This window comes from Actinomadura barringtoniae, assembly GCF_017573505.1.
Classification (GTDB): domain Bacteria; phylum Actinomycetota; class Actinomycetes; order Streptosporangiales; family Streptosporangiaceae; genus Spirillospora; species Spirillospora barringtoniae.
Genome location: NZ_JAGEOJ010000042.1, coordinates 26,001 through 45,174, shown reverse-complemented (window position 1 = coordinate 45,174; position 19,174 = coordinate 26,001). Strand labels below are relative to the sequence as shown.

19 protein-coding genes are annotated in these 19,174 nt (G+C 71.3%); 11 read left to right on the top strand and 8 right to left on the bottom strand.

The features are described from left to right. The first annotated feature begins 131 nt into the window (after positions 1 to 131). The 9 genes from J4573_RS52590 (at position 132) to J4573_RS52550 (ending at position 7,396) form a co-directional block, all read left to right on the top strand. Positions 132 to 296: a hypothetical protein gene (locus J4573_RS52590; protein ID WP_208264037.1), complete on the top strand. Its 165-nt coding sequence runs from the start codon at positions 132 to 134 to the stop codon at positions 294 to 296. Between the two features lie 101 nt (positions 297 to 397). Beyond that, on the top strand, positions 398 to 1,210 hold the full coding sequence (locus J4573_RS52585) for a PhzF family phenazine biosynthesis protein (RefSeq protein WP_208264036.1): 813 nt from the start codon (positions 398 to 400) through the stop codon (positions 1,208 to 1,210). Positions 1,211 to 1,288: 78 nt separating this feature from the next. Further along, a complete protein-coding gene (gene hisD / locus J4573_RS52580; protein ID WP_208264035.1) occupies positions 1,289 to 2,596 on the top strand; it encodes a histidinol dehydrogenase in 1,308 nt (435 codons plus the stop codon). Then, positions 2,593 to 3,750: a histidinol-phosphate transaminase gene (locus J4573_RS52575; RefSeq protein WP_243775016.1), complete on the top strand. Its 1,158-nt coding sequence runs from the start codon at positions 2,593 to 2,595 to the stop codon at positions 3,748 to 3,750. Before hisD ends, J4573_RS52575 begins: the two co-directional genes overlap by 4 nt. Next, positions 3,747 to 4,340, top strand: coding sequence for an imidazoleglycerol-phosphate dehydratase HisB (gene hisB, locus J4573_RS52570; RefSeq protein WP_208264033.1), 594 nt, complete (start codon positions 3,747 to 3,749; stop codon positions 4,338 to 4,340). The genes J4573_RS52575 and hisB overlap by 4 nt, the downstream gene beginning before the upstream one ends. A 2-nt stretch (positions 4,341 to 4,342) precedes the next feature. Beyond that, positions 4,343 to 4,993, top strand: a complete 651-nt coding sequence (gene hisH / locus J4573_RS52565) for an imidazole glycerol phosphate synthase subunit HisH (RefSeq protein ID WP_307797560.1) — start codon at positions 4,343 to 4,345, stop codon at positions 4,991 to 4,993. A gap of 62 nt (positions 4,994 to 5,055) precedes the next feature. Then, positions 5,056 to 5,775 (top strand): bifunctional 1-(5-phosphoribosyl)-5-((5-phosphoribosylamino)methylideneamino)imidazole-4-carboxamide isomerase/phosphoribosylanthranilate isomerase PriA, encoded by a 720-nt coding sequence (gene priA, locus J4573_RS52560; protein ID WP_372443056.1) that lies wholly within the window; start codon positions 5,056 to 5,058, stop codon positions 5,773 to 5,775. Beyond that, positions 5,772 to 6,548, top strand: a complete 777-nt coding sequence (gene hisF / locus J4573_RS52555; protein ID WP_208264031.1) for an imidazole glycerol phosphate synthase subunit HisF — start codon at positions 5,772 to 5,774, stop codon at positions 6,546 to 6,548. The genes priA and hisF overlap by 4 nt, the downstream gene beginning before the upstream one ends. After that, positions 6,545 to 7,396 carry an ATP-grasp domain-containing protein gene (locus tag J4573_RS52550; RefSeq protein WP_208264030.1) on the top strand — a complete coding sequence of 284 codons (852 nt, stop codon included), beginning with the start codon at positions 6,545 to 6,547 and terminating at the stop codon, positions 7,394 to 7,396. The genes hisF and J4573_RS52550 overlap by 4 nt, the downstream gene beginning before the upstream one ends. Here the strand turns inward: J4573_RS52550 and J4573_RS52545 are convergent. Together J4573_RS52545 and J4573_RS52540 are read right to left on the bottom strand one after the other, a co-directional pair. Beyond that, positions 7,377 to 7,778 (bottom strand): PPOX class F420-dependent oxidoreductase, encoded by a 402-nt coding sequence (locus tag J4573_RS52545; protein WP_208264029.1) that lies wholly within the window; start codon positions 7,776 to 7,778, stop codon positions 7,377 to 7,379. The genes J4573_RS52550 and J4573_RS52545 overlap by 20 nt on opposite strands. Before the next feature lie 18 nt (positions 7,779 to 7,796). Continuing rightward, a complete protein-coding gene (locus tag J4573_RS52540; protein WP_208264028.1) occupies positions 7,797 to 8,420 on the bottom strand; it encodes a hypothetical protein in 624 nt (207 codons plus the stop codon). A 148-nt stretch (positions 8,421 to 8,568) separates the two neighbouring features. Here J4573_RS52540 and J4573_RS52535 point away from each other — a divergent pair, with 148 nt between their 5' ends. After that, positions 8,569 to 9,198: a TetR/AcrR family transcriptional regulator gene (locus J4573_RS52535; protein WP_208264027.1), complete on the top strand. Its 630-nt coding sequence runs from the start codon at positions 8,569 to 8,571 to the stop codon at positions 9,196 to 9,198. Between the two features lie 587 nt (positions 9,199 to 9,785). On the opposite strand, the gene J4573_RS52530 is transcribed toward J4573_RS52535, so the two are convergent. The 5 genes from J4573_RS52530 to J4573_RS52510 form a co-directional block, all read right to left on the bottom strand. Then, on the bottom strand, positions 9,786 to 11,048 hold the full coding sequence (locus J4573_RS52530) for an HNH endonuclease signature motif containing protein (RefSeq protein WP_208264026.1): 1,263 nt from the start codon (positions 11,046 to 11,048) through the stop codon (positions 9,786 to 9,788). A 312-nt stretch (positions 11,049 to 11,360) separates the two neighbouring features. Further along, positions 11,361 to 12,887, bottom strand: coding sequence for a cation:proton antiporter domain-containing protein (locus J4573_RS52525; RefSeq protein ID WP_208264025.1), 1,527 nt, complete (start codon positions 12,885 to 12,887; stop codon positions 11,361 to 11,363). A gap of 70 nt (positions 12,888 to 12,957) precedes the next feature. Further along, positions 12,958 to 14,655 (bottom strand): CocE/NonD family hydrolase, encoded by a 1,698-nt coding sequence (locus J4573_RS52520; RefSeq protein WP_208264024.1) that lies wholly within the window; start codon positions 14,653 to 14,655, stop codon positions 12,958 to 12,960. 30 nt (positions 14,656 to 14,685) lie between these two features. Next, positions 14,686 to 15,705 (bottom strand): acyl-CoA dehydrogenase family protein, encoded by a 1,020-nt coding sequence (locus J4573_RS52515; protein ID WP_208264023.1) that lies wholly within the window; start codon positions 15,703 to 15,705, stop codon positions 14,686 to 14,688. Then, on the bottom strand, positions 15,705 to 16,838 hold the full coding sequence (locus J4573_RS52510; RefSeq protein ID WP_307797558.1) for an acyl-CoA dehydrogenase family protein: 1,134 nt from the start codon (positions 16,836 to 16,838) through the stop codon (positions 15,705 to 15,707). The genes J4573_RS52515 and J4573_RS52510 overlap by 1 nt, the downstream gene beginning before the upstream one ends. 63 nt (positions 16,839 to 16,901) lie before the next feature. Here J4573_RS52510 and J4573_RS52505 point away from each other — a divergent pair, with 63 nt between their 5' ends. Next, complete coding sequence (locus J4573_RS52505) at positions 16,902 to 17,558, top strand: hypothetical protein (RefSeq protein ID WP_208264022.1); 657 nt, start codon at positions 16,902 to 16,904, stop codon at positions 17,556 to 17,558. Between the two features lie 8 nt (positions 17,559 to 17,566). Here J4573_RS52505 and J4573_RS52500 read toward each other — a convergent pair whose 3' ends face one another. Next, positions 17,567 to 19,144, bottom strand: a complete 1,578-nt coding sequence (locus J4573_RS52500) for an NAD(P)-binding domain-containing protein (RefSeq protein ID WP_208264021.1) — start codon at positions 19,142 to 19,144, stop codon at positions 17,567 to 17,569. Positions 19,145 to 19,174 lie beyond the last annotated feature (30 nt).

Genomic DNA, 19,174 nt, shown 5'->3' with positions numbered 1-19,174 from the left:
GGGCGCCTGGTCACCACGGGTCAGATGCGGGGGGTCGCCCGGCGAATCCGCGCACGTCGCGCCGCATATCCCGCTAGTTTCAGGCCACTCCCGGGAGGTGCGCCTCCCGGACAGGACATGGGAGACCCCCAATGTGGCTCAACCTGATCATCTTGAGTGCCGCGAGCCTGGCCGTCGGCTTCGTTCTCGGCTGGATCGTCGCCTGCCCCCGCCGCTGGGACGCCCACTTCGGTGAGCCCCCTACCGTCCCGCGCGAGGAACTGCCCTCCTTCTCCCGCGTGACCGGCGAAGTCTGACCCTCGCACACCCTTCGCACACCCCTCGCGCGAACGCTCCAAGGCCACTTCTGGGGGATTGGCCGTTCTTGATCCGACGGGGCTGATTTAGCGTCTTAGTCATGAAGATGCTGGTCGTCGACGCCTTCACCGATCGCCCGTTCGCCGGCAACCCGGCGGGCGTCTGCCTGCTGGAACGGCCCGCCGACCCCGCCTGGATGCAGCGGGTCGCGGCCGAGATGAGGCACTCCGAGACCGCGTTCGTCCGCCCGATCGAGGGCCCGGACGCCGACTACGAGCTCCGCTGGTTCACCCCGGTCATCGAGGTGGCGCTGTGCGGGCACGCGACCCTGGCCGGCGCGCACGCGCTGTACGGCACGGGCGCGGTCCCCGCCGATCGCCCGATCCGCTTCCAGACCCTGCGCAGCGGCGTGCTGACCGTCACCCGCGAGGCCGACGGCGGCCTGGTCATGGACTTCCCCGCCAACCCGCCGGCCGAGGTCCAGCCGCCGGACGACCTGGGGGAGGCCCTGCGCACGACGCCGTTCTGGACCGGCCGTACGGCACAGAACGACCTGTTCGTGCTGGTCGCCGACGAGGAGGCCGTGCGCAAGCTGGAGCCGGACAACGCGATCCTGTCGGGGGTGGAGGCGCGCGGGGTGATCGTCACCGCCAAGGCCGATCCCGGCCAGGAGCACGACTTCGTGTCCCGCTTCTTCGGCGGCGGGCTGCTGCTCGGCGACGGCGAGGACCCGGTCACCGGCTCGGCGCACTGCGCCCTCGGCCCCTACTGGGGGCAGGAGCTCGGCAAGGACGTCCTCACCGGCTTCCAGGCCTCCGAACGCGGCGGAACGGTCGGCGTCACCCTCCGTGGCGACAGAGTGATCTTGACCGGCCGCGCCGTGACCGTGCTGGAAGGCGAGTTCACGGCCTGATCCGGCTTGATCATGACGTGGCGTCTCGGCAAGTGAGACGTTGCGCGGGGGACAGGGGCTTCTCCGTAGACTGGACGGGTGATTTCCCGTATCGACCTGCGCGGCTCGCTCCCGGGCGACCTGCGCTCCGTGCTGCCCCGCGCCGAACTCGACGTCGAGGCCGCCCTGGAGAAGGTGCGGCCGATCTGCGAGGACGTGCGCCATAGGGGCGACGCCGCGGTACGGGAATACACCCAGGCCTTCGACGGCGTCGAGCTCGAGCGCACCCGGGTCCCCGCGGCCGAGATCCAGCGGGCCCTCGCCGATCTCGATCCCGCCGTACGGGACGCGCTGGAGGAGGCGATCCGCCGGACGCGCCTGGTCCACCACGACCAGCGCCGGGTCGACACCACGACCAAGGTCGTCCCGGGCGGTACGGTCACCGAGCGCTGGGTGCCGGTCGGCCGCGTGGGCCTCTACGTGCCCGGCGGCAAGGCCGTCTACCCGTCCAGCGTGGTCATGAACGTCGTGCCCGCGCAGGAGGCGGGCGTGGGCTCGCTCGCGGTCACCTCGCCGGCCCAGAAGGACTTCGGCGGGCTGCCGCACCCCACGATCCTGGCCGCGTGCGCCCTGCTCGGGGTGGACGAGGTGTACGCGGCGGGCGGCGCCCAGGCCGTGGCGATGTTCGCCTACGGCACCGAGGAGTGCCCGCGCGCCGACATGGTGACCGGCCCCGGCAACATCTGGGTGGCAGCCGCCAAGCGCCTGCTCAAGGGCGTGATCGGCATCGACTCCGAGGCCGGTCCGACCGAGATCGCGATCCTGGCCGACGGCACCGCCGACCCGGTGCACGTCGCCGCCGACCTGATCAGCCAGGCCGAGCACGACACCCTCGCCGCCGCCGTGCTGGTCACCGACTCGACCGAGCTGGCGGACGCGGTCGAGACCGAGCTCGCCGCCCAGGTGGCGCGGACCAAGCACACCGAGCGGATCACCGAGGCCCTGGCCGGCCGCCAGTCCGGCGTCGTCCTGGTGGACGGCGTCGAGGACGGCCTGAAGGTCGTCGACGCGTACGCCGCCGAGCACCTGGAGATCCAGACCGCGGACGCCCACGCCGTGGCCGCCCGCGTCCGCAACGCGGGCGCGATCTTCATCGGCGCGCACGCGCCGGTGTCGCTCGGCGACTACCTGGCCGGATCCAACCACGTGCTGCCGACCGGCGGCTGCGCCTGCCACTCCTCGGGCCTGTCCGTGCAGTCCTTCCTGCGCGGCATCCATGTCGTGGACTACGACGAGGCCGCATTGGCCGACGCGACCGCCCGCGTGGTCGCGCTCGCCGAGGCCGAGGACCTGCCCGCGCACGGCGCCGCTCTCAAGGCGCGCTTCAAATGGGAGATTCCCTCTTGACTTCACTGAACGATCTCCCGATCCGCGACGATCTTCGTGGCCGGGAGCCGTACGGGGCACCCCAGCTGGACGTCCCTTACGCGCTGAACACCAACGAGAACCCCTACCCGCCGTCCGCCGCGTTGGTGAACGCGATCGGCGAGGCCGTCAAGGGCGTCGCCGGAAGCCTCAACCGCTACCCCGACCGCGACGCCGTCAAGCTGCGCGAGGACCTTGCGGCCTTCCTCAACCGCGACACCCCGGGCGCGGGCCTGACCGGCCGCGACGTCTGGGCCGCCAACGGGTCGAACGAGATCATCCAGCAGATCCTGCAGGCGTTCGGCGGGTTCGGGCGCACCGCGCTCGGCTTCGAGCCGTCCTACTCGATGCACCCGATCATCACCTCGGTGTCCGGCACCGCGTGGATCAACGCCCACCGCGACGCCGACTTCGGCCTGGATCCCGAGCGCGCCATCAAGGCCGTCGAGGAGCACCGGCCGGACGTGGTCTTCCTGACCTCGCCCAACAACCCGACCGGCACCGCGCTGCCGCTGGAGGCCATCGAGGCCGTCCTCAAGGTCGCGCCGGGCATGGTCGTGGTGGACGAGGCCTACGCCGAGTTCCGGCGGGCGGGCACGCCGTCGGCGCTGACGCTGCTGCCGGGCAACCCCCGGCTGATCGTCACCCGGACCATGTCCAAGGCGTTCGCCATGGCGGGCACCCGGCTCGGCTACCTGGCCGCCGACCCCGCCGTGATCGACGCGCTGCTGCTGGTCCGGCTGCCGTACCACCTTTCGGCGGTCACCCAGGCCGTGGCGCGCACCGCCATCACGTTCGGCGACGAGCTGCTGGACTCGGTGAACGCGCTGCGCCGCGAACGCGACGACGTGGTCGCGTGGCTGCGCGCCGAGGGGCTCGAGGTCGCCGAGTCCGACGCCAATTTCGTCCTGTTCGGCCGGTTCGCGGACCGGCGGGGGGTCTGGGAAAGAATGCTGGACCGGGGCGTGCTGATCCGCGAGGTGGGACCGCCGGAGTGGCTGCGCGTGAGCGTCGGCACCCCAGAGGAGATGGCGGCCTTCCGCACAGCACTGAAAGAAGCTTCGAAGGAAGTCGGCGAAGCCGGGCCGGGGGGCGTGGGGGGTCGTCCCCCCTCGGGAGAGAGGGAGAGTCTGTGAGCCGCAAGGGCCGCGTTCAGCGGGGGACCAAGGAGACGGAGGTCCTGGTCGAGATCGACCTGGACGGTACTGGCGAGGTCGACGTCGCCACCGGCGTCGGCTTCTACGACCACATGCTGGCCCAGCTCGGCAAGCACGGGTCGTTCGACCTCACCGTGAAGACCACCGGTGACCTGTACATCGACAGCCACCACACCATCGAGGACACCTCGATCGCGCTCGGCCAGGCGTTCAAGCAGGCGCTCGGCGACAAGGCGGGCATCCGCCGGTTCGCCAACGCCTCGGTGCCGCTGGACGAGTCGCTCGCGCAGGTGACCGTCGACATCGCGGGCCGCCCCTACCTGGTGCACACCGAGCCCGAGGGCATGGCCCCGATGATCGGCCCGGAGTACGACACCACGATGACCCGGCACATCTTCGAGTCGTTCGTGGCGAACGCGCAGATCTGCCTGCACGTCCACGTCCCGTACGGCCGCAACGCCCACCACATCGTGGAGTGCCAGTTCAAGGCGCTCGCCCGGGCGCTGCGCGACGCCGTCGCGTTCGACCCCAAGGTGCACGGGATCCCGTCCACCAAGGGAGCCCTCTAGCCGTGGCCGCCGGGTCCAAGAACATCGTCATCCTCGACTACGGCTCGGGGAACCTGCGCTCGGCCGAGCGGGCGGTGGCGCGCCACGGCGTGGACGTCACCGTGACGCCCGACTGGGACGCGGCGCTGGACGCCGACGGCCTGATCGTCCCGGGCGTCGGCGCGTTCTCGGCCTGCATGGCGGGCCTGAGGTCGGTGCGCGGCGACCAGATCATCGGCCGCCGCCTGGCGGGCGGCCGCCCGGTGCTGGGCATCTGCGTCGGCATGCAGATCCTCTTCGCCAAGGGCGTCGAGCACGGCGTCACCACCGAGGGCTGCGCCGAGTGGCCCGGCACGGTGGAACGCCTGGAGGCCCCGGTCGTCCCGCACATGGGCTGGAACACCGTCGAGGCACCGGAAGAGACGGTCCTGTTCCGCGGCCTCGGGCCCGACACCCGCTTCTACTTCGTGCACTCCTACGGCGTGCGGCGCTGGGAGCTGCAGCCCGACCCGCTCGGCCACCTGAGGCCGCCGCTGGTCACCTGGGCCGAGCACGGCGACCGGTTCGTGGCCGCCGTGGAGAACGGGGCGCTCTGCGCGACCCAGTTCCACCCGGAGAAGTCCGGCGACGCCGGTGCCGAGCTGCTGCGCAACTGGCTGTCCACCGTCGACTGATCCATACGTCTAGAAGTTCGCCAAGTTCGCCAAGTTCGCCAAGTTCGCCAAGAAGGTTGTTCATGACTCTCACGCTTCTTCCCGCGGTCGACGTCGCCGACGGCCAGGCCGTGCGGCTGGTGCAGGGCGAGGCCGGCACCGAGACCTCCTACGGCGCGCCGCTGGACGCCGCGCTCGCCTGGCAGAACGCGGGGGCGGAGTGGATCCATCTGGTCGACCTGGACGCCGCGTTCGGGCGCGGCTCCAACCGCGAGCTGCTCGCCGAGGTCACCGGGCGGCTGGACGTCAAGGTCGAGCTGTCGGGCGGCATCCGCGACGACGACTCGCTGGCGGCGGCGCTGGCGACCGGCTGCACCCGGGTCAACATCGGCACCGCCGCGCTGGAGAACCCCGAGTGGTGCCGCAAGATCATCGGCGAGTACGGCGACCAGATCGCGGTCGGCCTGGACGTGCGCGGCACGACGCTGGCGGCGCGCGGCTGGACCCGCGAGGGCGGCGACCTGTGGGAGGTGCTGGCCCGCCTGGAGGAGGATGGCTGCCCCCGCTACGTCGTCACCGACGTCACCAAGGACGGCACGCTGCGCGGCCCGAACACCGAGCTGCTGCGCGAGGTCTGCACCCGTACGGACAAGCCGGTGATCGCCTCCGGCGGCGTGTCCTCGCTGGACGACCTGCGCGTGCTGGCCGGGCTGGTGGGCGACGGTGTGGAGGGCGCGATCGTCGGCAAGGCGCTGTACGCCCAGGCGTTCACCCTCGAAGAGGCCCTGGAAGCGGTCCGATGACCGTCGCCGTACGCGTCATCCCCTGCCTGGACGTCGACGCGGGCCGGGTGGTGAAGGGTGTCAACTTCCAGAACCTGCGCGACGCCGGGGACCCGGTGGAGCTGGCGCGGCGCTACGACGCCGAGGGCGCCGACGAGCTGACGTTCCTGGACATCACCGCCTCCAGCGGCGACCGTTCGACCACCTACGACGTGGTGCGGCGCACCGCCGAGCAGGTCTTCATCCCGCTGACGGTCGGCGGCGGCATCCGCGAGGTCGAGGACGTCGACCGGCTGCTGCGCGCGGGCGCCGACAAGGTCTCGATCAACACCGCGGCGATCGCCCGGCCCGAGTTCCTGCGCGAGGCGGCCCACCGCTTCGGGTCGCAGTGCATCGTGCTGTCGGTGGACGCGCGGCGCGCCGAGGGAACGGCCTCCGGCTACGAGGTCACCACGCACGGCGGCCGCAAGGGCACCGGCATCGACGCGATCGAGTGGGCGCGGCGCGGCGCCGAGCTCGGCGTCGGCGAGATCCTGCTGAACTCGATGGACGCCGACGGCACCAAGAACGGCTTCGACCTGGAGATGCTGCGCGAGGTCCGCGCCGCGGTCTCGGTGCCCGTGATCGCCAGCGGCGGCGCGGGCGCGCTGGAGCACTTCGCCCCGGCCGTGGACGCGGGCGCCGACGCGGTCCTGGCCGCCAGCGTCTTCCACTTCGGCGACCTGAAGATCTCCGAGGTCAAGGACGTGCTGGCCGCGGCGGGCCACCCGGTGCGCCTGGAGCCGCGCGCATGAGCGTCGCCCTCGCCACCTGTTCCGCCCTGCCCGACGGCGTCCCCGACGTGCAGGACCTGCTGGCCGCGCTGAACGACCTGGGCCTCAAGGCCGAGATCGTGATCTGGGACGACCCGGACCTGGACTGGGACTCCTACGAGCTCGTCGTCGTCCGTTCCACCTGGGACTACACGACCCGCCGCGACGAGTTCCTGGCCTGGGCCGAGGGCGTCCCGCGCCTGCTGAACGGGCCGGACGTTCTGCGCTGGAACACTGACAAGCGCTACCTGCGGGAGCTGGACGAGGCCGGGCTGCCCGTCGTCCCCACGCTCTGGGACCCGGCCGACCTCCCCGCCGACTGGCCGGAGTACGTGATCAAGCCCGCGGTGTCGGCGGGCTCCCGCGACACCGCCCGCTGGACGGCGGGCGCGGGCGACGAGAGCGCCGCCCGCGCGCATCTGGAGCGGCTGCGCGCCGAGGGCCGTACGACGATGGTCCAGCCCTACATGTCGGCGATCGACACCGACGGCGAGACCGCGCTGCTGTTCTTCGACCGCGAGTACAGCCACGCCGCCCGCAAGGCCCCGATCCTTCAGGTGGGCACCGGCGTCGTGGACGGCCCGCGCGGCGGCCAGACCGTTCCCGTGGACGCGACGCCCGAGCAGATCGAGGTGGCCGAACGGATCCTCGCCGCAGTCCCCGGCGACCTGCTCTACGCCCGCGTCGACCTCGTCCCGGGGCCGGACGGCGGCCCGGTGCTCATCGAGCTCGAGCTGGCCGAGCCGAACCTGTTCCTCCAGCACGGCGCGGGCGCCGCCGAGCGCTTCGCCCGCGCGATCGAACGGCGGCTCAGCCCACCGTCCGCTTGACCATCCCCTCCTCACCGGCGTTGATCCCCCAGGAGAAGATCGTCCGCGGGTGGATCCGGATGACGTCCGGGCTGAACCCCGGCATCGGCGGGTCGATCCCGGTGAGCGCCTCGGCGCGCCCCCGGATCTCGATGCCGCGCACGGTCCACGGGTCGGTGGAGGCGAGGTCGTCCACGACGATCGCGACCTGGTCGTTCTTCTGCACGTTGCGGAACTTGCGGGAGCCGGCCAGGCCGTGCCCGTAGATGTCCACGGTGCCGGTCTCGTCGTTGTAAAAGACGCCCACGGGGTTGTTCTGCGGGTCGCCCTTCGGTCCGACCGTGGCCAGGCGGCCCAGCGGCTGGGACTCGACGTACGCGTGTTCTTCGTCGGTGAGGCTCATGGATCACAGCCTGGTTCCTCAAGCTCGGTTGAGGTCAAGCGGGCGGGTCTGGCGGGTCTGGCCGGCGTTCCGTCCGAGGCGCAGCGCGGAGACGAGGAAGAAGACGCCGCCGAGCACGGCGTAACCGGCCACGCTGGTCAGAGAAGCTCCTGCCTTCGACGCCATGGCGAAGAACGACGCGCCGGCCAGCACGGAGATCGCCCCGCTGGCGATCATCGCCCACTGTCCTCCCAGACCGCGCCGCCGTACGGCCACGACGAGCTGGACGATGCCGGCCACGACGGCCCACGCCCCCCAGGCCCGTAGGACGGCTGGGATTCCGGAGGTGAGGGCGACGGCGAGTCCGACGGCGGCGAGGATGCTGATCGCGATGTTGACGTAGAGACCGACGTAGAAACCTTGGACGGACCCGTTCGTGCGGCCGTCGGCCATGGTGGCCCGCGCGGAGCGGACATCGACGACGGCGGCGGCCACGTCGAACGCCGGGTACAGCACGATCAGCGCCGCGGTCGCCAGGTTGATGCTCGACGCGGTCGGGAACAGCAGGATCGCCCAGACGAGGGCGAACCCGAACCGCACGAAGTAGAGACGCCGAAGCGTCGGTGCGACACCGGTCGGAGCCGGGGCGGTGGCGGTGGTCATGACAGATTCCCTTCATTCGGGTGGATCATGCTGGTCGCGTCGCAGCATGATGTTTTAGGTAGAAAGACTGTTCTCTCTTGCAGTCCTGAGCTTGGCAGACGTCATCGGCGTTTGCAAGACCGATCGTTCTTTCTGCTACGATCGGCCCATGGCGACACCGACCCGCTCCGCGCCCGGCGGCCAGCACGGCAGCTCGGGGAAGCGGGGGCGGTCCGAGGCCCGGGAACGGCTGCTGGCCACGGCCAGCGCGCTGTTCTACCGTGAGGGGATCCGTGCGGTCGGAGTCGAGCGGATCCTCGCCGAGGCCCCGGCCACGCGAGCGACGTTCTACCGGCACTTCCCCTCGAAGGAAGACCTCGTACTCGCCTACCTGCGCGGCGTCGACGCCCACATCCGCGCCGACACGCAGGCCGCCATCGAAGCCGCGCCGTCGCCGGCCGACGCGCTGCGCACGATCGGCACCGCCGTCGCCGACGACCTGGCCAGACCGGAGTTCCGCGGGTGTGCCTTCCTCAACGCCGCGAACGAGTACCCCGACCCCAGCGACCCGGTGCGCCAGGTCGTCCTCGATCACCGGGACTGGTACGTGACCACGCTCACGGAGCTGTTCGCGCAGGTCTTCGGCGACTCACCGCGACGCGGCAGACCAGAGCACGCCGCAAGACATTTCGTCATGATGCGCGACGGCGCCATGACCGCCGCCCACCTCGACGGCGTCGAGAGCGTCGGCGCCGCGTTCCAGCGTGGCGTCGAGGGCCTGCTCACCGTCCTTCACTGATCACTCGCCGCACCGCATCCGGCCGCCAAGCACCACACCGCGGCCGCAACCGATCGTCGTCGTTCGTCCCCAAAGGGAACGGGAACGTTGGGTGACGTGCTCGACGGCAGCGGTCTCCCCTTCCGTGGGGGTTGGGTGCCCGGCTGGCGGGTGGGGTGTTGGTTGAGGGCCGAAAGGCTCGGCGACGAGGAGGGTGGGGGCGGGGTCTGGGGTGTGCTGGTCGGGTGCGGGTTTCACGTGGCTGGGGTTTGTGCTTATGGCGGGTGCGTGGCTGGGTTGGCGTTCGTGCCTGTAGGTCCGGAGCGGGGTTGGGGTTCGTGCTTGGGGAGCGCGCTTCGCGCGGACTGGGCGGCAGCGGTCGCCCCTTCCGTGCCGGTCTGCTGCCCGGCTGCCGGGTGGGTCTTGGTTGAAGGCCGAAAGGCTCGGCGACGAGGAAGGTGGGGGCGGGGCCGGGGTGGGTTGTTCGGGTGCGGGGCGGCACGGGGCTGGGGTTCGGACCCTTGAGCCGCGCTTCGCGCGGGGGGTGGTGGGTGGTTGGGTTGGCGTTGGTGCCTGTAGGCCCGGAGTGTGGTGCCTCCGGGCCTGTTTCAGGCGGCTAGTGGTTGATCGTCGCGCCAGGGGTTGGCGTCGTGTTCGGGGATCGATCTTCGAGCTCTGGCGATCCCGTCCGGCGCCAGCGTCCGATAGATGTACCGGCCGTCGCTCTGGCTGATCTGTATCTGCTGGGGGTTGGTGTGTTTCCAGCGGTTGTGCCAGCCGCAGCAGAGGGTGAGTTTGTCGATGTCGGTGGGGCTTCCCAGTGCCCAGCCGTCGACGTGGTCGACTTCGCACAGGAAGCCGGGGACTTCGCAGCCGTGGACGGCGCAGGTGTCGTAGAGGGTCTCGAGCACGCGGCGTTGGCCGGAGCTGGCGATTCGGATGGTGTGGCCGAGGTAGAGGGGGGTGTGTCCGCGTCCGAAGATCAGGGGTGAGATTCCGGCGGTCAACGCCAGGCGGCGGACCTGCTCGGCGGGGATCGGGGTGCCGTCGCGGAGTCGCCCGGGGGTGTCGGCGCCGGTCAGCGTCTCCAGGTCAGCGATGACGGTCACCCGCGTCGCACCATGGCCACCAGCCAGCACAGTGGTGAGAGCAGCGGCGGTCCGCTCACCTAGATCACGACGGTCATCAGTCCCGGCAGGCTTGGCCAACGGGGCCAGCGTGCCGTCCAGGATCGCGGTGTCCTCAGGGTTGAGCCACCCCTTCAGGTAGCAGCCCCCATCCAGCGACCGGCTGACGGTCACCCAGGACCGCTCATACCCGCGCTGCACATCTTCGGGCGGCTTTTCCTCGCCGTTGTGCTCACGCACCAGGTCGTGGATCTTCCCGCCCAGCTTGGCGACCTTCCCCGCCGACAGGCCCTCACCAGCCGCAGTCAGGAGGATGTCCTCGGCCGCTGCGGTGTCATCGTCATTGAGGCGCTGCACGGCGTCGGCGATGGTGGCCGCGTAACCGAACGACAACTCGCCAGCGGCCAGGCCCGTGCGGACACGGCCGAGCCGGTGAAGTTGCCGGGCCAAGGTAATGCGCTCTTTGGCGCGGCCCTCGCGCATGCCCATCCGGCACCGCAGCCAGGCCTGCGTGGAGGGCAGACCCCACGCCTTCATCTCGCCGGTCCGGTCGACCACCGCGATCAGCCCAGCCAAGACATGCTCAGCCCGGTCGGTGACCGTGGAGAGCGCTTCAGCCAATTCCATGCAGGCGGCCCCGGACTCGGGCGCAGCCCTATTAGCGAGTTCGGAGAATATGGCGGATGCCGCTTCCACCAGTTGTTGGGTGGAAGCGGATTCGGGGTCCGCCACGATCGAACTCATACCGTTATTTTACCATCACTCTCCGCCATTTTCATGATCGAATAGAAATATTCGAAGATTCTTTCGATGGTGCTTTCCCGCGCGAAGCGCGGCTGCAAAAGCTTGTAGTCCAGCCCCGTGAGACCCGCACCCGAACAACCCAGCCCCCGGCCCCGCCCCTTCCTTCCTCGTCGCTGAGCTTTTCGGCCTTCAACCAGCACCAACCCGCAGACGGGCGCCCAACCCCAGCGGAAGGGGTGACCGTTGCCGCAAAAGGGCCCCACTCAAAGAGAAGAGAAAAGACCAGAGAAAGACCAGAGAAAAGACCAGAGATCAGGGTTCGGGTGCACGAGAAGCGTCAGGATCCTGGAGATCCAGCTCGTGGGTAAGAGAGTGCAGAGTCTCCGAGCTGATCTCGCCCGCACGGTAGAGACGCATCAGCTCCTCGCGTTCGGTCTGGATCAGCTCGCGGTGCAGGGCGCGACGCTGGTCGGCGTCGCGGACCAGGACTCGGTCGACGCGGAGGGCAGCCCGCTGCAGGGCCAGGACCTGCCGGTCGAAGCGGTCGTCTTCGGCGGCTTCGTCGAGGTGGCGGATCGCGGCGTCGGAGACGGCGGTACGGGCTAGGACTTCCTCGTGCTGAGGCGGGCCTGGGACAGCCGGGAAGAGCCTGCGTACGAGCAGGGTCAGGGCCGGGATCTGGACGAGGCCCGAGAAGAGCGCGGCGATGGCGACGATGGTGAGGACGGCGTCGCGTTCGGCCACTGCGGACGGGAGCGCTAGGGCGATCGCCAGGGCCAGGGGGCCCTGGGTGGCGCCTAGGGCGACGGTCAGGCGGGCGGTTCGGGGGAGGTGGCCGGCGGCGGGGCTGCCGCCGGGGATCCAGCGGGCGGCGGGGGCTGCCAGGAGCGACCAGGCCACTCGGCAGGCGATCACGACGAGGATGATCGCGGCGGACGCGATGAGGACGACTACGCCGGGCTCGGGGAGGTCGCGCAGCTGGATGCCTAGGAGGACGGCGAGGGTGCCGCCTAGGAGGAAGACCAGGACGCGCCAGGTGAGGCGTTCGGTGACGCGGCCGGGGGTGTGCAGGTCGGGGCCGGTGCGGGTGGCGGCGTAGATGCCGGCGGCGGCCGTCGCGACCGGGCCGGACGCGTGCAGCAGTTCGCCGGTGTGGTGGGCGATGAACGGGGTCGCCAGCGAGATCAGGATCAGCGTTCCCGGGTCGGTGATCCGGCGGCGGAGGCGGATCAGGAGCCAGGCGATCGCCAGGCCCAGCAGGGCGCCGCCCGCCAGTTCGCCTGCTGAGGAGACGAGATCGTTCAGTACGTGGGAACGGTCGTTGTTCCATTCGAGGGCTAGGGCGAACAGGACCAGCGCCACGCCCTCGTTCACCAGGCTCTCGCCCTCCAGGATGGTGATCACGCGGGCGGGTGCGCGGTGGCGGCGTAGGAGTGCGCAGGTGGGGACGGCGGCGGTCGGGGCCAGTGCGGCGCCGAGGGCCAGGGCCAGGCCGACGCCTACGCCGGAGAGCAGTGCCCAGGCGACGAAGCCGACGACCGTGGTGGTGACGGCGGTCAGGCCGACGCCGAGGACCAGGATGGGGCCGAGGTCGGCGCGGATCTCGCGGGGCGCGCTGCCGAACGCCGCGTGGTGGTAGATCAGCGGCGGTAGGAAGACGGACAGCACGAGGTGCGGGTCGAGGTCGACCTCAGGCAAGGTCGGGAGGAGTATTCCGGCCGCGACCCCGCACAGGACGAGCAAAGTCGTTGTTGGGACTCGGACGCGATGCGCCACGAGCCGGGTCAGGATCAGTGAGATCCCGACGATCGCGGCGACCGTGAAGACGCCGTTGGACATGGTGCACCCCCCGCAAAATGACGCCGGGGGGCAGGTGCTTCAGGTTAGGCGGGAATCCGGAACGGGCAAATCAGACTTCTTCGGCCTCCGGATCGGGCACGGCCGCCTCGGGAGAGCGGCGCACGACCGGGAGCATGATCGCCGAGCGGTGGTCGGGGTCGTGGAAGACCTCCTGCTCGGCGGGCAGCGCCCGGCCGAGGCCGTTCAGCGGCTCGCCCGTGCCGGGGTTCGCCGCGACCTTGGGGTAGGCGCCGCTGGTGACGTGCACCCGGACGCGGTGGCCGCGCCGGAACCGGTGCCCGGTCGGCCACATGTCGACGGCCAGCCTGAGCACGCCGTCGGTTCCGACGGGCTCGGCTGACGGCAGGTCCGGGTGAACGCGCAGTCCGCCTTCGCACACGTTCCGTGATGTGTGGTCGGGGGACACGTCGCAGAGGCGCACGACGAAGTCGGTGTGCTCGCGGCTGGACCGCACGAACAGGTCGGCGGAGACGGGGCCGATGACGTCGAGGTCCTCGGTCAGGGGAGGGGAGGTGAAGACCAGCACGTCCGGCCGCTTCTCCAGCGGCCGGTTGTCGACGGGGCGGGAGCTGCCGAGCAGCGTCGGGCCGCCGAGCGCGGGCGTCGGGTCTGCCGGGTCGAAGCGGTAGGAGCTCGGCGGTGCCTCCTGCGGGCCGTCCTCGCCCAGGCCGCCGCCCGCGTGCAGGTGCCAGGGCACCTGTGTCATGCCGGGTGGCGGCCAGTCGCGGTAGTCGCGCCATTCGCGGGCGGACGTGACGTACACCCGCACGGGGTTGCTGCGCAGGCCCGAGAAGTCGCCGCGCAGGTGTGCGCGGAACCAGGCCAGCGAGTCGCGCATCGTGGGCAGCGCGTGGCGGGCGTCGGCGTGCCACCACGGTCCGATCGTGAGGTACGGGTGGCGACCGGCGGCCCGCAGCGCCAGGTAGTCCTTGATCTCCCACGGCAGGAAGATGTCGTACCAGCCGCCCAGCAGGTTGACGGGCGCCTCCACCTGGCCGAGCGTGCCGCTGAAGTCCCGGTCACGCCAGAAGTCGGTGCCGGGCTCCCCGTTGGCGATCAGGTCCTGGTAGAAGCGCATCGGCGCGCCGCCCGCGACCTCGTCCAGCTCGGCGAGCGGGCGGCCCGAACGGGCGGCGGCGATCGCGCGGCGCCGCGAGGTGAGCGGGCCGGTCAGCATGCCGAGCCGCTGCTGCTGCCGGGAGGTCAGGTGGGCCCAGGTGAGCGTGGACTCCAGCGCGAACGAGCCGCCGACGTGGGCGGCCTCCAGGATCCTGGACGTGGTGATCTGGAGCGACAGCGCCTTCAGTTCGGGCCCGGCCTCGGCCGCCAGTGCCCACGCGGTGTAACCGAGGTAGCTCGGCCCGTACACGCCGAACGATCCGGAGAACCATGGCTGCCGCTTCAGCCACTCCACCGTCGCGACGCCGTCGGCGTGCTCGTTGGTGAGCGGGTCGAACTCGCCGCCCGAGCCGAACGTGCCGCGCGCGCTCTGCACCAGCAGCTGGAACCCGAACGGCACGAACTGCAGGCCGTTCACCACCGCCGCCGGTCCGCGCCGCCCGTACGGCGTGCGCACGAGGATCGTGGGCGGAGGCCGCCGCGCGCCCGCCGGTACGTAGCGGTCCGCCAGCAGCGTGACGCCGTCCGGCATGGTCACCGGGATGTCGCGCTGAACGGTGTAGCGGGGGAGCCGACGCGGGCGGGGGAGACGGATCGGCGGAGCGGGAAGGCGATCCCTCAGGGCCATGCATTCTCCTGTGCCGGGGAGCCGGAAAGGCTACTCAGTAGTAACGGTAGTCGTTCCTGTCAGGAGGAACCAGGGATCGTCGCCCATATCACCCAATACCGAGGCCCAGTACGACTCCGAGCCGTACTCCTCGCGCCACGCCCAGAGGCGCCGGGTGCGCCTGTGCAGCGGGTACTCCTGCGTGACGCCCATCGCGCCGTGCACCTGGTGGGCGATCGCGGCCACCCTGCCCGCCGCCCGCGAGGCGTTGGCCTTGGCCGCCGCCACGGCGACGAGGTCGTCCGGCGCGCGGACCGCCGCCCGCACCGCCACGTCGGCGACCGCCACCTCCCCGGCCAGCTCGGCGAGCCGCTGCTGAACGGCCTGGAACCGCCCGATCGGCCGCCCGAACTGCTCCCGCCGCCCCGCGTAGTCCACGGTGAGGTCGAGCGCGCGTTCCATCGCGGCCGTGAGCTGCACCGCCCGCGCCAGCGCGCCGCGCATCATCAGGTCGTCCGCGCCCTCGGCGGCCTCGCCTTCGGTGACGACTCCGGCGACGGCTCCGCTGTGCGCCACGGCCCCGCGGTCTGTCGCGGCCTCGCAGGGGGCCGCCGACAGGCGCACGTCGTCGCGGGGTTCGCCGGCCACGTTCGCGCCTTCGGTGATCTCGGCGTGTACGGGGTCGATGATGGCGACCATGCCGCCGGTCAGGACGACGAGCCGGTGCGCGGAACGCGCCCACGGAACGCGCGCCAGGGTCCCGGTCAACCGCGGCCCGCCGCCGCCCTGGACGACCTCGAGCTCACCGGACGCGACGGTCAGGACGCCCTCGGGCACCGGCAGCCCGGCGCCGGCCAGCGTCCGCCCGGCCAGGATCGTCTCGGCCAGCGGGACCGAGGCCGCGTGGTGGGCGGCGATCCGCAGCAGCATGGCGGCCTCGGCGAACGTTCCACCGCTGCCACCGGCCTCCTCGGGGATGCCGACGCCCGTCAGCCCCGCCTCGATCAGCGCGGGCCAGGGGTCGTCCGTCGCGAGGATGTCGTGCGCGGTCGTCTCCAGCAGCCGGTCCATCAGCGCACCCCCAGGCCGCGCGCGACGATGCCGCGCAGGATCTCGTTCGTTCCGCCGCGCAGCGTGAAGCCGGGCGCCTGCACGACCGCCTCGGCGAGCGCCCGCGCCAGCGGATCGTCCGAGGCCGGATCGGGTTCGAGCGGGCTGTGTGCCCGGACGACCTCGATCACCTCGTTCTCGAACCGCGTCCCCAGGTCCTTCACCAGCGCCGCCTGCACGTCGGGGGTCTCGCCCGCCGCCAGCGCGCCCGCGACCGCCAGCGAGGCCTGCCGCAGCGACCACAGCCGGGCGAGGAGCCCGCCGAGCGCGCGGCGGGCCGCCGGATCGGTCGCGCGCTCGTTCAGCAGCCTGATCAGCAGGAACGTGCTCAGCAGCCGTTCGGGGCCGCTGCGCTCGTACGCCAGCTCGGCGGTCACCTGGCGCCAGCCGTCCCCGACCCGGCCCAGGACCAGCTCGTCGGGCACGAACACGTCCTCGAAGACGACCTCGTTGAAGTGGTGCTCGCCCGAGATCCCGAGGATGGGCCGGATCGTGACGCCCTCGCTCGGCAGCGGCACGATGAACTGGCTGAGCCCGGCGTGCCGGTCGTCCTCGCGCGGCGCGCTGCGGGCCAGCAGCAGGATCGCGTGCGCGATGTGGGCGCCGCTCGTCCAGAGCTTGGTGCCGTTCAGCCGCCAGCCGCCGTCGGTCCGCTCCGCGCGGGTACGGACCGAGGCCAGGTCCGAGCCGGAGTCGGGCTCGCTCATCCCGATCGCGAAGAAGCACTCGCCGCGCGCGATCGCCGGGAGGAAGCGCCGCCTCTGCTCCTCGGTGCCGTGCGCGAGGATGCTCGGCCCGGTCTGCCGGTCGGCGATCCAGTGCGCCCCGACCGGGGCGCCCGCCGCGAGCAGTTCCTCGATCACCACGAAGCGCTCCAGCGGCGAGCGGCCGTGGCCGCCATAGGACTCCGGCAGCGTCATGCCGAGCCAGCCGCGCTCGCCCAGCGCCCTGCTGAACGCGGGGTCGGCGCCGGTCAGCCAGCTGTCGCAGCGCGGGGTGAACGGCCAGGACGCCAGGAACTCGCGCACCTGGGCGCGCAGCTCCTCCGCCCGCGGGGGCAGCGTCCCCGGTTCGAGTTCCGACAGTGCCGCCACGTGCGCCTCCTCAGTCTCAGGAGGACGCTATCGAATGCGGAAATCCGGATATGGTGGGCCACCATGTGGGCCGGACCGAACGCGCCGATGCTGCCTCCGCAGGGCCCGGGCCAGCCCTGGGCGCCCCGGCAGCCCGTCCGCCCCCGCGCGGGCTGGTACGCGCTGCCCGCCATCCTCATCCTGAGCGCCGTCGTGAGCTTCGGGCTCACGCTCGCGGTCAACTTCGACGACACCCGGGTATCCGACGACCCGAGCGCCGCGGGCAACGCGGCGACGGGGGTCACGGTCGGGATGGTCTCCGGCCACTCCTACTTCGTGTACGTGCGCGACGGCGCGTCCGCCCCGACGGCCTGCTCGATCCGCAAACCGGGCACCGCCGCGATCCCGCTGGACCTCACGAAGAAGAACGACTGGGCCTCGTCGGACTACAAGTCCTACCACTACGCCTCGACGTTCCAGGCGCCGTTCGGCGGCAACGCCGTGACGGTGACCTGCCAGGGCGTGAACGGCTCGATCGTGGTCATGCCGGACGACACCTCCAGCTTCTACCTCGGCATCGCCGTGATCGTCGGCGGCATCCTCGGCGGCCTCGGGGTCATCGCGTTCATCGTGATCATCGTTCGGCGCCGCAACGCCAAGCGGACCATCCGCTCGGGCCCGCCGCCGCCCGCCCGGCCCGCCTACCCGCACATGCCGCCGCCCGGCCCCTACGGCGGCTGAAGACCTGATCAGGCCAGCTGTTCGGCCATGAAGGCCCTCAGCGGCTCGACATGGCGTTCAGGCCGCCGCCAGTTCGCGAGCAGGTCCTCCAGCAGGTGCCGTTCGGCGGTCATCTCCTGGCGGCTGTAGCGGCGGATCACCGGGTGGATGAACGCGCTCTCCGACGCGCGCTCGGGACGTGGGTGACGCTGGATGGCGAAGACGTCGGCGTAGTCGTCGCGGCCCCAGCGCAGACCGGCGGTGAAGACCCGGTCGTGACCGCCGAAGCGCTCGACGGCGTAGTCCTCGGGCAGGTCCTGGTAGTGGCGGAAGCCGCCGGTCTCCGGGTCGGGGACGAACGCGTCGCACAGGTACTCGAACTGGGTCCACAGCGCCGAACTCCAGTTGAGCCGGTCCAGGATCACCTGCGTCAGCCGGTCGGGGTCGGCCGGCACCAGCTCGTACGGCAGCTCCACCCCCTCGTAGCGCTCCCGCAGCAGCCGCACGAGGGTCCGGATGTTGTAGCGGAACCCGTCGATGAACGCCGACGAGGCGCGCTTGAAGTCGCGGCTCTGCATCAGCGTTCCGGCGAAGTAGAGGCCGTCCACGTTGGCCGAACGCCAGTCAGGCCCCAGCGCCGGGATCCGCCCGTTCGGCGCCGCCTCGGGCACGCACCCCGCCCCGAAGATCGAGGTGTCCATGCGGAAGCCCGTGCAGCGCAGCACAGCGTCGTAGTCGAGGGTCTCCTGCTCGCCCTCGGCGTGGCTGTAGGTGATCAGGACCCGGTACGCGTCGCCCTCGCGCCAGATCCGCTCGATGTCGCAGTCCAGCACCGAGTGCAGCGTCTTGAACTGGTAGCTGTCCAGCAGCCGCCCGTAGTGGCCGCGCACGTCGCCCGGATGCTTGGTGTTCCAGGCCAGGCGGACCGGCCGCGGGCTGGCCAGGTGCACCATCGTGGCGTGGTCGAGCAGCCGCTCGGCGGTCTCGAACGCCGAGTTGCCCTTGCCGATGATCAGGACGCGCTGGTCTTCGAAGCCGGCGGGGTCGATCGGCATATCCTCGTAGCCGACGGCCAGCTCGATGCCGGGGATCTCGGGCACGTTCGGCCGGCCCCAGCCGGTCGCGACGATCACGCATTCGGCGCGCAGCTCGCCGTCGCCGGTGGTGACGACGAAGCCCCGCTCGTCCTTGTCGATCCGTTCGACCGCCGTCTCGTAGCGCACGTTCGGGGCGTGCTCGCGCTGGAAGTCGCCCAGGTAGCGCACCAGGTCGTCGGCGTGCGGCAGGTACTCGCGCGAGTAGTTCGGGAACCGCAGGCCGGGCGAGTCGTTCAGCAGCGAGTTCCAGTCCCAGCGCAACCTGATCTCGGGGTCCTCGCTGGCGGTGTGCACCTTGTTGAGGGAGATCAGGCGCCGGTGCCTGGGGAAGCGCCGGAAGAACGCGCCCGGTTCGGCGTCGCGTTCGAGCACCAGATGGTCCGCGCCGGCGCGCTGCAGGAAGTAGGCGAGCTGGAGCCCGGCGGGGCCCCCACCGATGACGAGGTAGCGGTGGTCGATGACGGACTCCCCGGGGGCGAAGGGTCTGCTGTTGATCCACAGCGTAAACATCCGCCCGGGCATCGGCATTGCTTTCGGTAT